The following is a 12804-nucleotide window of genomic DNA, read 5'->3' on the forward strand; positions in this document are numbered from 1 at the left end:
CCACAGGAGGAGGGCCGGTGACGTCGAAGCGCTCAGAGGTGCAGGTCAGGCCGGGAGTCGAGGCGGACCTCGAAGCCCTCACCGACATCTACAACCACTACGTACGTGAGACGCCCATCACCTTCGACACCGCCGTCTTCACTCCCGAGGAGCGCCGCCCCTGGCTGCTCTCCCACCCTGAAGACGGCCCGCACCGCCTGATGGTTGCCACGGACGGTGACACACAGGAGATTCTGGGCTACGCCACATCCAGCCCTTATCGCGCCAAGCCCGCCTACCGGACCTCGGTGGAGGTCACCGTCTATCTCGCCCCGGACGCGGGCCGGCGCGGCATCGGCACACTGCTGTACAAGGCGCTCTTCGAGGCACTGGCGGACGAGGACCTGCACCGCGCCTACGCGGGCATCGCGCAGCCCAACGAGGCGTCCACGCGGCTGCACGCACGCTTCGGTTTCCGCCATCTGGGCACCTACCGTGAGGTCGGCCGCAAGTTCGGACGGTACTGGGACGTGGCCTGGTACGAGAAGGAGCTGTAGGTCCGCGGGACGCCCGACGGGGACAGCGGCACCTCAGCCGAACTGCACCGACCGCTTCGCCAGCCCCAGCCAGAACCCGTCGATCACCGACCTCTGCGTGTCCAGGTCGCCGGACGCGTCCGCGGCGCCCAGCGTCACGAAGAGCGGGGCGAAGTGCTCGGTGCGCGGATGGGCGAGCCGGCCGGCCGGTGAGCGGTGCGGGAAGTCGAGCAGCGCGTCCACGTCGCCGGCGTCCAGCATGCGGTGGCCCCAGTCGTCGAACTCGGCCGACCAGCCCGGCACCCCGGCGCCCGTGTGGCGCAGCGCGGCCAGGTTGTGGGTGAAGAAGCCGGAGCCGACGATGAGTACGCCCTCGTCGCGCAGCGGAGCGAGCCGGCGGCCGATCTCCATCAGCCGCGCCGGGTCGAGCGTCGGCAGGGAGATCTGCAGGACCGGGATGTCGGCGGCCGGGAACATCTCGACGAGCGGGACGTAGGCGCCGTGGTCCAGGCCCCGGTCCGGGATGTCCTGCACGGGCGTGCCGGGGGCGCGCAGCAGCTTGCGCACGGACGCGGCGAGCGCGGGGGCGCCCGGGGCCTCGTACGTCACCCGGTAGTAGTGCTCGGGGAAGCCCCAGAAGTCGTACACGAGCGGGACCGGCTCCACCGCGCCCAGCGCGAGGGGGGCCTCCTCCCAGTGGGCGGAGACCATCAGGATCGCCGTGGGGCGCGGCAGTCCGGCGGACCAGGCGGCGAGTTCACCGGGCCAGACCGGGTCGTCCGCGAGCGGCGGGGCGCCGTGGCTGAGGTAGAGGGCGGGCATGCGCTCCTGGGTGGCGGCGGACACGGCGGCGGCTCCCTCCGGAGCGGTTGCTTGAACTCTAAATCTTTGTACGGCCGAGCCTACGCGCCATTTGTTTAAGTTTCAATGAGGAACTCGTTACAGTGGACGCATGAACACGGCACCCCCGTCCGAGCCCGCCCGGGAAGCACCCTCCGGGAAGGCCCGCTGGCTCAGCGACGACGAGCAGCGCGTCTGGCGCTCGTACCTGCACGCCACCACGCTCCTGGAGGACCACCTCGACCGCCAGCTCCAGCGGGACGCCGGCATGCCGCACATCTACTACGGGCTGCTGGTCGGGCTCGCCGAGGCCCCTGAGGGGCGGCTGCGGATGACCGAGCTGGCGATGCGGTCGAAGATCACCCGCTCCCGGCTCTCGCACGCGATCGCGCGGCTGGAGAAGAACGGCTGGGTGCGCCGCGAGGACTGCCCCTCCGACAAGCGGGGCCAGTTCGCGGTGCTGACGGACGCGGGCGCGCAGGTGCTGGCCCGCACCGCGCCGGGCCATGTGGCGGCCGTACGGCAGGCGGTGTTCGAGCGGCTCACCCCCGAGCAGCAGAGAGCCCTCGGCGAGATCATGCAGATCGTCGCCGAGGGCCTCCAGCCCGGCGATGCGGGCGCGGATCTGCCCTGGCTGCGCTGAGCCGCTCACTCAGCGGGCCGGGGCAGATCCCGGGACCGTACGCGGGAGGCGTCCCCTTCCTCTCGCGTACGGGTGGTTCCGAAGGGGTACGGCCGGACCGGCCGGGTCAGTGGGCGACCACCGGAACGGCCACCTCGTCCTCGACGCCCTCCTCGGACCCGGCCACGGCGGCCGATCCGGGGCGGCCGGCGTTGACCAGGGTCAGGACGATCGCGGCGGCGAGCACCAGCATGCCGACGGCGATCCAGATGGCGTTGGTGTAGCCGTGCACCGCGCCCTGCATCTGCACCAGCTGCGCCTGCGACTTGGAGGTCGCGGAGGCGATGTGGTCCTTGATGTACGCGGTCGTCGCGGAGGCGGCGATCGTGTTCAGCAGGGCCGTACCGATGGCGCCGCCCACCTGCTGCGAGGTGTTGACCATCGCGGAGGCGACACCGGCGTCCCGGGGCTCGACGCCCAGGGTGGCCAGGGACATGGCCGGCATGAACGCCGTACCCATGCCGAGACCGAGCAGCAGCATCGAGGGCAGGATCGTCGAGGCGTACGACGAGCCGATCTCCAGCTGCGTCATCAGCAGCATGCCGACCGCGGCGACCAGGAAGCCGGGGCCCATCAGCGCCCGGGCCGGGACCCGGGTCATCAGCCGGGCGCCGATCTGGGTCGAGCCGACCATCATGCCCGCGATCATCGGCAGGAAGGCGAAGCCGGTCTTGATCGGCGAGTATCCGTTGATGACCTGCAGGTAGTAGGTCAGGAAGAGGAACGTGCCGAACATCGCGATGATGGCGATGCCGAGCGAGAGGTAGATGCCGCCGCGGTTGCGGTCGGTGACCACGCGCAGGGGCAGCAGCGGCGCCTTGACCCGGGACTCGGTGACCACGAAGGCCAGCAGGAACACCGCGGAGGCGACGAACAGGCCGACCGTCAGGGAGTCGCCCCAGCCGTCGGACTCGGCGCGGGTGAAGCCGTAGACGAGCGAGACCAGGCCGACGGTGGACAGCAGCACGCCGGGGATGTCGAGCGGGTTGCGGTTGCGGCCGCCCTCCGGCTCACGGATGACGAAGTACGCGCCGAGCGCGGCGACGACGGCGAACGGGATGTTCACGAAGAACGTCCAGCGCCAGTCCAGGTACTCGGTGAGCACGCCGCCGAGGATGAAGCCGACGGCGCCGCCGCCACCGGCGATCGCGCCGTAGATGCCGAACGCCTTGGCACGCTCCTTGGCGTCCGTGAACATCACGGCGAGCAGGGAGAGCGCGGCGGGCGCGAGCATGGCGCCGAAGACGCCCTGCAGGGCGCGGGCGCCGAACATCATGGCGCCGGACTGGGCCGCTCCGCCGAGCGCGGAGGCGGCGGCGAAGCCGGTCAGGCCGATGACGAAGGCGCGCTTGCGGCCCCAAAGGTCGGCGATCCGGCCGCCGAACAGGAGCAGGCCGCCGAACGCCAGGGCGTAGGCCGTGACGACCCACTGCCGGTTGCCGTCCGAGATGCCCAGGTCGGCCTGGGCGGAGGGCAGGGCGATGTTCACGATGGTCGCGTCGAGCACGACCATCAGCTGGGCGAGGGCTATGAAGACGAGCGCTTTCCAGCGGTTGGCGTCACCGGTCTGTTCGACCGGGCCGCGAGCCTTTGCGGCTGTTTCAGACATGGAGGTACCCACTTCGGGACTTCGTGACGGAAAAAAGGTGTCGTACGGGGACGGCTCGCCTACCGAGACGGCCGGTGAGTTTCCTGAGGGTGGACTCGCTGGGAGTCCGGAACTAATCGGTGCAGGGCCGGCGCAGATCCTCCACGGTGACGGCTGTGCCCGGCAGGACGGAGTGGGCCGGAGCCCGCAGTCCGTCCAGGAACAGCTGCAGATGGCGGTGTACGAAGCGGTCGTTGACGACGCAGTCGGTGCCGGCCGGGGGCCGGCTGAGCTGCGCCACGACGATCATCAGGTCGCCGACGCCCACGTCGTGGCGCAGCTGCCCGGCCCGCTTGGCGCGGTCCATCAGCTCCGCCACGAGCTGCTCGCAGCGCTCGCGCGCGGCTTCCAGGTCGGGGTGGTTCTGGTCGAAGGTGGTCTGGATCATCGGACACAGGGCGCTGATCCGCTCGTCGGCGGAGGTGTGCACGAAGCGCTCCAGTGCCTCGAAGGCGTCCCCGGTCTCCGCGAGCGCGAACTCGGCCGCCTCGGACGTGCGGTCCATGACGGAGCAGACGACCTCGCGGACGAGTGCGTCCCGGTCGGGGAAGTTGCGGTACACCGTGGCGTTGCCGACACCGGCCCGGCGGGCGATCTCGTCGAGCGGCACGTCGGGGCCGAACTCGGTGAACATCTCGCGGGCGGCGGCGACGATCCGCTCCCGGTTGCGCAGGGCGTCGGCACGCGGCCGGGTCACCTTGGGCCGCACGGGGGTCGCGGTCTGCACGGCGCACTCCTCGGTTCGGTGGCTGACGCGATCCGGGGAGCAAGTCCCCGTTTCGCTCGTACGCAGGGTTAAACGGGGAGACCTTCCCCGGTTATTTCCCCTCCCCGCGAAGAATTCCTGTGACCTGGCTCACATGAGCCGCGACGGGTCCCTCCCGCGTCCGGAAACCCACGTTCGGCCCATCCAGCGAGCGCCCGCACAGCCCCCGAACCAGGGTGATCGAAAGGGCGCAGCCTGAGACCGGCGGCTGCCAGGACGAAGGGCCCGCGAGATGCAGCTCAGTCGTCGGATACGGCCCCGCCGCGCGGCCGCCCTCGCGACCGTGGCCGCCCTGATCCTCACGGTCGTCACCTCGGCGGGCGGCGGGCACCCGGTGACGCGCTCCACGGCGGCCGGGGCGGGACCGGTCGCCCCGGTCCGCACCACGAAGCTCGGCCCGTGCATGATCGACGGCGGCCGCACGGTCCAGCTCTCGGAGGGCGTTCCGACCGGCACCGGCTACGCCCGCTCCACCGGCACCGTGCACGCGCTGACCCTGATGGTCGACTTCCCCGACGCGCCCGGTCCCGGCAAGGCCATGGACCGCTTCCGCGAGTTCTTCCCCAAGACCCGGCAGTGGTTCCGCACCGCCTCCTACGGCCGCCTCGACTACCGCCCCGAGACCCCGATCCGGCACTGGCTGCGCATGCCGAAGCCGTTCAAGGCGTACGGCATAGAACGCGGGGCCCCCTTCGACGAGGGCTACCGGCAGCTCGTCCAGGACATCGTGAGCGCCGCCGACCCGCAGGTCGACTTCCGCGCGTACGACTTCCTGAACGTGCTGGTGACGCCGAACGCCGGCCCGTCCGCCCTGGACACCGTCCTGTCGGTGACCTTCGCGGGCAACCCGGACGCCCCGGTCGCCGACGGCGTCCCCGTCGCCAACGCCTCCTTCGTCTACTCCCGCCAGGACGACGGCTCCGGCAACTACGCCAGCACCGGCTACCGGGTGCTGCCGCACGAGAACGGCCACGTCTTCGGCCTGCCCGACCTCTACACCCAGCAGGGCGGCGGCGCGGTCGGGCACTGGGACATCATGAGCGAGGACTGGGGGGCCGACAACGACCTGCTCGGCTGGCACAAATGGAAGCTGGGCTGGCTGGACGACTCCCAGGTCAGCTGCGCGGCCACCGGCACGACGGACTACACGCTGACCCCGCTGGAGCGGGCCGGCGGCCCGAAGCTGGTCTTCGTCCCCGTCGACTCCCGGACGGTCTACGCCGTCGAGGTGCGCGTCCGGGCCGGCAACGACGCCGTCGTCTGCCGGCCCGGTGTGCTGATCTACCGGGTCGACTCCGGCGTGGACACCGGCATGGGACCGGTGCGGGTCTTCGACTCCCGGCGCGACAGCGGCGGCTGCACCCGCAGCCCCAACGTCCAGGCCGAACTCTCCGACGCCCCCTTCACCCCGGGCGAGACGTTCGAGGACCGCAGGCGGGGCATCCGGATCACGGTCGAGCGGGGAGACCGGCCCGGGAACTACCGGGTGCGGGTGGTACGGCGGTGAGCGGGGCGGCCCGGACGGGAGTGAGCGGGGGCAGGGAGAGGGCGGGGGTGAGAGGGCCGGTGCGCGCATTACCGTGGGCGTGCCCCGACCGCCGTACCGGAGATCCGATGCCCGCGAAGCCCACGGCGGACGCCGCCGCCGCGTCGTCCGCCGCCGTACCGGCCGACTCGCCCGCCGCCGTACCGGCCGAGGCGGTCACACCGCTCGTGCGCGGGATCACCGTGCTGCTGCGGCTGACCGAGGCGGGCGGGACGCTGAGCCCGAGCGGGCTGGAACGGGCCACCGGCCTCGCCCGCTCCACGGTCGACCGGATCGCCGCCACCCTCGGCCGCATGGGCTACGTCCGCCTCGACGGCCGGGACGTGGTGCTGGCCCCCCGGCTGATGGAACTGGGCAACGCCTACCTCTCCGCCCTGCGCCTGCCCGCGCTGCTGGACGCGCGCGCCGACGCCCTCGCCGACGAGCTGGACGAGTCGGTGTCGCTGGCGGTCGCCGACCGCGACGGCATCCGCTTCATCCACCAGGCCACCCGCCGCCGCGCGATGTCCCTCAGCTTCCGCATCGGCGACCTGCTCCCGGCCGAACGCACCGCGCCCGGCCCGCTGTTCGCCACGGAGTGGACGGAGCGGGAGTGGCGGGCGTGGCACGAGCGGCGGGAGGCGGACCCGGAGAACAGGGACTTCCCCGCCGTGCCGCCGCTCCGGCGCGCCGGCGCCGACGGGGAGTTCGCTCAGCGGGCCGCCGCGGCGGCCGCGGACGGCTGGGCGCTGGACGACCAGCTGATCGAACCGGGACTGGTCGCCGTCTCGGTACCGGTACGGGATCCGCGGACCGGCCGGATCGTGTGCGCGGCGAACGTGGTGAGCCACACCAGCCGGCACACGGCGGCGGACCTGCGCGACACGCTGCTGCCGCGGCTGCGCGAGGCGGTGCGGGCGATGGAGGACGACCTGCGCGAGGTGCCGCCCGCACGGCCGGCCGCCCCGCCGACCGGGCTCGCGGCCTGGACCGGGGCGTCCAAGCAGGAGCTCGGCCGGGAGTTCGTCGAATCCCTGGCCCGCGGCCTGACCGTGCTGACGTCCTTCGGCGAGGGACGCGCGGAACTGACCCTGACGGAGGTCGCGAGGGCGACGGGGCTGACGCGTGCGACGGCCCGCCGGGCGCTGATCACGTACGAGCACCTGGGGCTGGTGCGCGCACGGGGCCGCGTCTTCGCACCGACCCCACGCGTCCTCGCGCTCGGCTTCCCGCCCCTCTCCCGCGTCTCGCTGCCCGAGATCGCGGCCCCGCACATGTCCGAACTCGCCGGACGCGTCCACGAGTCGACCTCGCTGGCGGTGCTGTCGGGACACGACATCCAGTACACGGCGCGGGTCGCCACCAGCCGCGTCATGAGCGTGAACATCACCCTCGGCACGCGCCTGCCGGCGTACGCGACCTCGATGGGCCGCGTCCTGCTGGCGGACCTGCCCCCGGCGGACCGCCCGCTCCCCGCGCCGCTGCGCCCGTTCACCCCGCGCACCGTGACCGACCCCGGCGCCCTCGCCCGTGTCCTGGAGGACGTACGGGCTCGGGGCCACGCCCTGGTCGACGAGGAGCTGGAGGAGGGCCTGCGCTCGATCGCGGTCCCGATCCGGGACCGCTCGGGCCGGGTCGTCGCCGCCCTGAACGTGGCCCTGCACGCGGCCCGCCACACGGTCGGGGAATGCGAGCGGGACATCCTGCCCGAGCTGCGCGGCACGGCCCGCCGCATCGAGGAGGACCTGCGGGTGGCCGGTCGGTTCACCCGGGTGCCGACGTCCTGACCCCGGCGAGGACTCAGGCTTCCGCCTCGGCCTTCACGCCCGTGAGGGTCGCCTCGATGCCCCCACGCAGGCGGGCCATCCGGCCGTCGATGATCTGCTCCTCCTGCTCCGGATTGCGCTCGACGAAGTCCTGCAGCGGGCCGCGCGCGCTGCCCAGCCGCATGCCGTGGTGCAGGCGGGTGGCGGTCCCGCCCCTGAGCGGCTCCAGCGTGTAGGTCCAGACGGCCAGCGGCTCACCGTGCCGCCGGTCGTTGTAGTGGACGACCTCCCAGGCGAAGGTCCGCTGCTCCGCCAGCCCGGCGATCCGGCTGACGGTGTGCCACTCCCCCAGCCCGGCATTGCGGTTGCGCCCGGCGAAACAGGCGCCGACGGACGGCCCCTCGGCACCGTCCAGCCACTCCACCTCCTGCAGTTCGGGGCTGTGCCGCACCGAGGTGGAGATGTCCGACACCAGCGCCCACACCCGCTCGGGCGGAGCGTCGATCTCGATCTCGCACCCCACGTGGGGACCATCGGCAAGACGCATTGCTTCAACCTTCCGTAGTGTCGAGAGTGAGCCGAGCGGGCGGTCCGCCCGGCTCGGGTACGGCCGCGGCCGGGGCGCGCACGGCGAGCGCGGTCGCGACGACGCCGCCGGCGACACGCCACCGCCCCGACACCGCCGCGAACGGCCCGGCCCTGGCCACGGCGGCGGAGAAACCCCCGGCGCGGCCGTCACCGTCCGGCCACAGGTCCACCTCGGCCTCGAGGAAGCCCAGTTCGCTGCGGGCCAGCGGATACCAGGCCTTGAAGACCGTCTCCTTCGCGGAGAACAGCAGGCAGCCCCAGGACACCTCCGGCCGGCGGCCCGCGAGCAGCCTCAGACGGTCCCGTTCGCGGGAGCCCGCCACCATCTCCAGCACCTCCGGTGACAGCCGGGCGTGCGGCTCGGCGTCGATGCCCACCGCGGCCACGCCCGCTCCGGCGCGGGCGACCGCGGCCGCCCGGTAGCCCGTGCAGTGTGTCATCGCGCCGACGATCCCGGCCGGCCACGCCGGTTCCCCGCGCGGACCCGGCAGCAGGGGCGCCGGTGCCACGCCCAGGACCCGCAGCGCCCGCCTGGCCTGCACCCGTACGCCCGCGAACTCCCGGCGGCGCTTGTCCATCGCCCCCTCCACGACCCGCGCCTCGACGGGGAACAGGGCCCTCCTCCAGTCGTCCTCCCACTCCCCCCAGGACTCCCTGGCCACCACCTGCGGCGGGAGGAGGGACGCCATCAGGCGGCGGTCCGCACCGTCAGGGGATGGGCTGGGGGGCACCGGTGGCCTCCTCGCCGGACGGCGTCGGCCGCGAGAGGTGTCCCCTCTCGCGGCTCACGGGCAGGACCTCCAGGAGCCGGCCGGGAAGCGGTAGGGGGCGTGCCGCTCGGGGCGGTCCCAGCGGGGGGCGGCCCGGGTGGCGTGGCCGGCCCGGGTGGCGTGGGTGTCGCCGGCCGGCACGCCGGCCCGGGAGAGCAGCACCACGGTGAGCGCGGCGAGTTCCTCGTCGGTGACGCGCCCGCGTTCGACGCGGACGAGCGGGCCGGAGGCGGTGGCGGGTACGGCGGTGGTCATGGGTTCGGCTCCGTTCGGTCGGGCGGCGCTCACTGGGGCGGGTTGCCGTGTTTGCGCGACGGCAGGTCGGCGTGCTTGGTGCGCAGCATCGCCAGGGACCTGATCAGCACCCGGCGGGTATCGGCGGGATCGATCACGTCGTCGACGAGGCCCCGTTCGGCCGCGTAGTAGGGGTGCATCAGCTCGGCCTTGTACTCCTTGACCATCCGGGCCCGCATGGCGTCGGGGTCGTCGGCCTCGGCGATCTGGCGGCGGAAGACGACGTTGGCGGCGCCCTCGGCACCCATCACGGCGATCTCGTTGGTGGGCCAGGCGTAGGACAGGTCGGCGCCGACGGAGCGGGAGTCCATGACGATGTACGCGCCGCCGTAGGCCTTGCGCAGGATCAGCTGGACGCGCGGCACGGTGGCGTTGCAGTAGGCGTACAGGAGCTTCGCGCCGTGGCGGATGATGCCGCCGTGCTCCTGGTCGACACCGGGCAGGAAGCCGGGGACGTCGAGGAGGGTCACCAGCGGGATGTTGAAGGCGTCGCACATCTGGACGAAGCGGGCGGCCTTCTCACTCGCCTCGATGTCCAGGACGCCCGCGAGGGACTGCGGCTGGTTGGCGACGATGCCGACGACCTGGCCGTCCAGCCGGGCCAGGGCGACCAGGACGTTTCCTGCCCAGCGCTCGTGGACCTCGAGGAACTCGCCGTCGTCGACGATCGACCGGACGACCTCGCGCATGTCGTAGGGGCGGTTGCCGTCGACGGGCACCAGGTCCAGGAGTTCCTCGCAGCGGCGGTCGGCGGGGTCGTCGCCGAGCACGGCCGGCGGTGTCTCGCGGTTGTTCTGCGGCAGCAGCGAGAGGAGGTAGCGGACCTCCGCGATGCAGGTCTCCTCGTCGTCGTAGGCGAAGTGGCACACGCCCGACGTGCCCGCGTGGACGTCCGCGCCGCCGAGGCCGTTCTGGCTGATCTCCTCGCCGGTCACCGCCTTGACCACGTCGGGTCCGGTGATGAACATCTGCGAGGTGTCGCGGACCATGAAGACGAAGTCGGTCAGGGCGGGGCTGTAGGCCGCGCCGCCGGCGCACGGGCCGAGCATCACGCTGATCTGCGGGATGACGCCGGACGCCTTGGTGTTGCGCTGGAAGATCCCGCCGTATCCGGCGAGCGCGGTGACGCCCTCCTGGATGCGGGCGCCGGCGCCGTCGTTGAGGGAGACCAGCGGCGCGCCGGCCGCGATGGCCATGTCCATGATCTTGTGGATCTTCTCGGCGTGGGCCTCGCCGAGGGCGCCGCCGAAGATGCGGAAGTCATGGGCGTAGACGAAGACCGTACGGCCCTCCACCGTGCCCCAGCCGGTCACCACCCCGTCGGTGTGGGGTTTGCGGCGCTCCAGGCCGAAGCCGGTGGCGCGGTGCCGGCGCAGCGGCTCGACCTCCTGGAAGGAGCCCGGGTCGAGCAGCTGGTCGATGCGTTCGCGGACGGTCGACTTGCCCTTCTCGCGCTGCCGCCGGGTGGCGGCGGCGTCCGCCCCCTCGGCGACGACCTGTTTGAGCGCCACCAGTTCCTCGACGCCGCTATGCATGGTGTCCTCCCGCGATCAGTACGTCCGCTCCGGCCGCCAGACGGTCGATGTCCCCGGGCGTGGTCACCGCCACGGCACGCGCGTCCGGGCGGGAGCGGCGCAGCAGCTTGGTGAGCGGGCCCGCCGGGGCCAGTTCGATGTGCAGGGCGTCCGGCGCGAGGCGGGCGATCGCCTCCGTGCACCGGTCCCAGCGCACGGGCGAGGTGATCTGGGTGATCAGCCGCCGCCGCAGGTCGTCCGGGCCGGCCACCGGCGCGCCCTCCTCGTTGCCCAGCAGCACCGAGGCCGGCTCGCTGACCCGCGCCTCGCGGACCGCGCGGGCGAAGGCCGCCACCGCCGGGGCCATCGCCTCGGTGTGGAAGGCGCCCGCGACCGGCAGCCGGGCGACCCGCACCCCGGGCGGCGGGGCGTCGGCGAGGGCCTCGACCCGCTCCAGCGGCCCCGCCGCCACGAACTGGTGGCTGCCGTTGACGTTGGCCACGCTCAGGCCCGCCGCGGCGACCGCCGCGGCGATCCCCTCGTCCGACGCGCCGTCGCGCCGGGTCGGCATCACCGCGGCCATGCCGGTCGGCGCCACCGCGCACGCCGCGGACATCGCCGCCCCCCGCACCCGGGCGAGGCCGACCGCCTCGCCCTCGCCCAGGTAGCCGGCGCCGGCCGCGGCCGCCAGTTCACCGACCGAGTGCCCGGCGAACAGCACGTCGCCGGGGTCCACCGGGAGCCTGTCGCGCAGCAGCCGGTGCGCGAGCACGGACACGGCCACGATCAGCGGCTGTGCGACGGCCGTGTCCGCGAGCAGGGCCGCGTCACGGCTCGCCGCGACGAGGTCGAAGCCGACGGCCCCGGACCAGTCGTCGACCAGCGCGGGCGCCCCGGGGACGCCCTCCAGCCAGGGGTCGAGCATGCCGGGCCGCTGGACTCCCTGTCCCGGCGCGGTCACCACGTAGCGGAACACCACTGTTTCCTCCGTCTCGGACATTCAGCTACCACCCTCCTGACCCGCCAGCGAGCCGGCGGGGCGCAGCAGGGTGATGGCACGGTCCACTTCCAGGACGACGCGGCCGTCCCCGGCGCGGGAGACCCCGCCGAAGGTGGCCGTCTCCTCATCCCGGTCGATCAACTCGACCGAGTGGGCGAGCAGTTCGCCGGCGGCGACCGCTCCGCTCACCCGCACTCCGCGCGCCGACCCGAAGATCAGCAGCTGCCGCTCGTCCGGTCCGCACTCGTGCAGCAGCAGCAGTCCGCAGGCCTGCAGGAAGGACTCCAGCATCAGCGTCGCGGGGAACCGGCCGGGCCTGGAGTCGCCCAGGTGCCCGTCGAGTTCGTGGTAGGTCACGGCCTTCACGGCCTCCAGTGCGCCCGGCGCGTGCCGGACGATCCGGTCGACCTGGAGCGCGGGGTAGCCGTAGGGCAGCAGATCGCCGGGGTCGGTGAAGGCCGTCGTCATGACCGGCACCTCCAGGTCGCGGTGATACGGGCGCAGCGCCGGCCGCCGCTGCTGCACGTCGACCTGGTGACGAGCCGCGTACGGTCGCCGTCGACCGTGCTCTCGATCACCAGCTCGTCGCCGGCGAGCGTCGGCCGGCTGAACCGGACGGAGCCGATCTCCACCAGGTCGATGCCGCCGAGGGCCCCGTCGAGGTGCAGTTCCAGCATCTGGTGCAGGCTCTCGATCAGGAACACGCCGGGGTACACCGTCAGCGAGGGGAAGTGCCCGGCCAGATAGGGGTCGTCGGTGACGATCCGCTTACGGCCGACGAACCCCCCGTCGACCGGCTCCACCCGGTCCACGGCCACCAGGGGCAGCCGGCGGGCGCCGTCGGCGATCCGGTGCCGCGGCGGATCCATCACGTGATCGCGTGGCGGGGTCATGGG

The 12804-nt window shown here is 73.1% G+C and carries 14 protein-coding genes; 4 read left to right on the forward strand and 10 right to left on the reverse strand.

The genetic code is table 11. The features are described 5' to 3' along the window. The first annotated feature begins 17 nt into the window (after nucleotides 1-17). Nucleotides 18-536 (forward strand): GNAT family N-acetyltransferase, encoded by a 519-nt coding sequence (locus ACJ9NR_RS16750; protein WP_412488364.1) that lies wholly within the window; start codon nucleotides 18-20, stop codon nucleotides 534-536. Between the two features lie 33 nt (nucleotides 537-569). Here the strand turns inward: ACJ9NR_RS16750 and ACJ9NR_RS16755 are convergent, their stop codons facing one another. Further along, nucleotides 570-1337 carry a dioxygenase family protein gene (locus ACJ9NR_RS16755; protein ID WP_412488856.1) on the reverse strand — a complete coding sequence of 256 codons (768 nt, stop codon included), beginning with the start codon at nucleotides 1335-1337 and terminating at the stop codon, nucleotides 570-572. A 130-nt stretch (nucleotides 1338-1467) separates the two neighbouring features. On the opposite strand from ACJ9NR_RS16755, the gene ACJ9NR_RS16760 reads away from it, so the two are divergent. Beyond that, on the forward strand, nucleotides 1468-1998 hold the full coding sequence (locus ACJ9NR_RS16760) for a MarR family winged helix-turn-helix transcriptional regulator (RefSeq protein WP_412488365.1): 531 nt from the start codon (nucleotides 1468-1470) through the stop codon (nucleotides 1996-1998). A 106-nt stretch (nucleotides 1999-2104) separates the two neighbouring features. On the opposite strand, the gene ACJ9NR_RS16765 is transcribed toward ACJ9NR_RS16760, so the two are convergent. Then, a complete protein-coding gene (locus tag ACJ9NR_RS16765; protein WP_412488366.1) occupies nucleotides 2105-3646 on the reverse strand; it encodes an MFS transporter in 1542 nt (513 codons plus the stop codon). Nucleotides 3647-3758: 112 nt separating this feature from the next. Further along, nucleotides 3759-4412 (reverse strand): TetR/AcrR family transcriptional regulator, encoded by a 654-nt coding sequence (locus ACJ9NR_RS16770; RefSeq protein ID WP_412488367.1) that lies wholly within the window; start codon nucleotides 4410-4412, stop codon nucleotides 3759-3761. 271 nt (nucleotides 4413-4683) lie between these two features. Here ACJ9NR_RS16770 and ACJ9NR_RS16775 point away from each other — a divergent pair, with 271 nt between their 5' ends. Then, complete coding sequence (locus ACJ9NR_RS16775; RefSeq protein ID WP_412488368.1) at nucleotides 4684-5958, forward strand: M6 family metalloprotease domain-containing protein; 1275 nt, start codon at nucleotides 4684-4686, stop codon at nucleotides 5956-5958. A gap of 107 nt (nucleotides 5959-6065) precedes the next feature. Beyond that, on the forward strand, nucleotides 6066-7763 hold the full coding sequence (locus tag ACJ9NR_RS16780; RefSeq protein WP_412488369.1) for an IclR family transcriptional regulator domain-containing protein: 1698 nt from the start codon (nucleotides 6066-6068) through the stop codon (nucleotides 7761-7763). Nucleotides 7764-7776: 13 nt separating this feature from the next. On the opposite strand, the gene ACJ9NR_RS16785 is transcribed toward ACJ9NR_RS16780, so the two are convergent. The 7 genes from ACJ9NR_RS16785 to ACJ9NR_RS16815 are packed head-to-tail and all read right to left on the reverse strand — an operon-like array spanning nucleotide 7777 to nucleotide 12801. After that, on the reverse strand, nucleotides 7777-8289 hold the full coding sequence (locus ACJ9NR_RS16785) for an SRPBCC family protein (RefSeq protein ID WP_412488370.1): 513 nt from the start codon (nucleotides 8287-8289) through the stop codon (nucleotides 7777-7779). Nucleotides 8290-8293: 4 nt separating this feature from the next. Beyond that, nucleotides 8294-9061 carry a 4'-phosphopantetheinyl transferase family protein gene (locus ACJ9NR_RS16790; protein ID WP_412488371.1) on the reverse strand — a complete coding sequence of 256 codons (768 nt, stop codon included), beginning with the start codon at nucleotides 9059-9061 and terminating at the stop codon, nucleotides 8294-8296. Between the two features lie 54 nt (nucleotides 9062-9115). Next, entirely contained in the window at nucleotides 9116-9355 is a 240-nt protein-coding gene (locus ACJ9NR_RS16795) for an acyl-CoA carboxylase subunit epsilon (protein ID WP_412488372.1), read from the reverse strand. A 29-nt stretch (nucleotides 9356-9384) separates the two neighbouring features. Further along, complete coding sequence (locus ACJ9NR_RS16800; RefSeq protein WP_412488373.1) at nucleotides 9385-10929, reverse strand: acyl-CoA carboxylase subunit beta; 1545 nt, start codon at nucleotides 10927-10929, stop codon at nucleotides 9385-9387. Continuing rightward, nucleotides 10922-11908 carry an ACP S-malonyltransferase gene (locus tag ACJ9NR_RS16805; protein ID WP_412488374.1) on the reverse strand — a complete coding sequence of 329 codons (987 nt, stop codon included), beginning with the start codon at nucleotides 11906-11908 and terminating at the stop codon, nucleotides 10922-10924. Before ACJ9NR_RS16805 ends, ACJ9NR_RS16800 begins: the two co-directional genes overlap by 8 nt. Then, complete coding sequence (locus ACJ9NR_RS16810) at nucleotides 11909-12376, reverse strand: 3-hydroxyacyl-ACP dehydratase FabZ family protein (protein ID WP_412488375.1); 468 nt, start codon at nucleotides 12374-12376, stop codon at nucleotides 11909-11911. After that, complete coding sequence (locus tag ACJ9NR_RS16815; RefSeq protein WP_412488376.1) at nucleotides 12373-12801, reverse strand: 3-hydroxyacyl-ACP dehydratase FabZ family protein; 429 nt, start codon at nucleotides 12799-12801, stop codon at nucleotides 12373-12375. The genes ACJ9NR_RS16810 and ACJ9NR_RS16815 overlap by 4 nt, the downstream gene beginning before the upstream one ends. Nucleotides 12802-12804 lie beyond the last annotated feature (3 nt).

This window comes from Streptomyces sediminimaris (genome assembly GCF_047049295.1).
Taxonomy (GTDB): Bacteria; Actinomycetota; Actinomycetes; order Streptomycetales; family Streptomycetaceae; genus Streptomyces; species Streptomyces sediminimaris.

Bases quoted from the DNA above. Each gene is read 5' to 3' on its own strand.
- ACJ9NR_RS16810 (WP_412488375.1), bottom strand. From the start codon at position 12,376: ATGACGACGGCCTTCACCGACCCCGGCGATCTGCTGCCCTACGGCTAC.
- ACJ9NR_RS16815 (WP_412488376.1), bottom strand. From the start codon at position 12,801: ATGACCCCGCCACGCGATCACGTGATGGATCCGCCGCGGCACCGGATC.
- ACJ9NR_RS16800 (WP_412488373.1), bottom strand. From the start codon at position 10,929: ATGCATAGCGGCGTCGAGGAACTGGTGGCGCTCAAACAGGTCGTCGCC.
- ACJ9NR_RS16785 (WP_412488370.1), bottom strand. From the start codon at position 8,289: ATGCGTCTTGCCGATGGTCCCCACGTGGGGTGCGAGATCGAGATCGAC.
- ACJ9NR_RS16755 (WP_412488856.1), bottom strand. From the start codon at position 1,337: ATGCCCGCCCTCTACCTCAGCCACGGCGCCCCGCCGCTCGCGGACGAC.
- ACJ9NR_RS16760 (WP_412488365.1), top strand. From the start codon at position 1,468: ATGAACACGGCACCCCCGTCCGAGCCCGCCCGGGAAGCACCCTCCGGG.
- ACJ9NR_RS16780 (WP_412488369.1), top strand. From the start codon at position 6,066: ATGCCCGCGAAGCCCACGGCGGACGCCGCCGCCGCGTCGTCCGCCGCC.
- ACJ9NR_RS16795 (WP_412488372.1), bottom strand. From the start codon at position 9,355: ATGACCACCGCCGTACCCGCCACCGCCTCCGGCCCGCTCGTCCGCGTC.
- ACJ9NR_RS16805 (WP_412488374.1), bottom strand. From the start codon at position 11,908: ATGTCCGAGACGGAGGAAACAGTGGTGTTCCGCTACGTGGTGACCGCG.
- ACJ9NR_RS16775 (WP_412488368.1), top strand. From the start codon at position 4,684: ATGCAGCTCAGTCGTCGGATACGGCCCCGCCGCGCGGCCGCCCTCGCG.
- ACJ9NR_RS16765 (WP_412488366.1), bottom strand. From the start codon at position 3,646: ATGTCTGAAACAGCCGCAAAGGCTCGCGGCCCGGTCGAACAGACCGGT.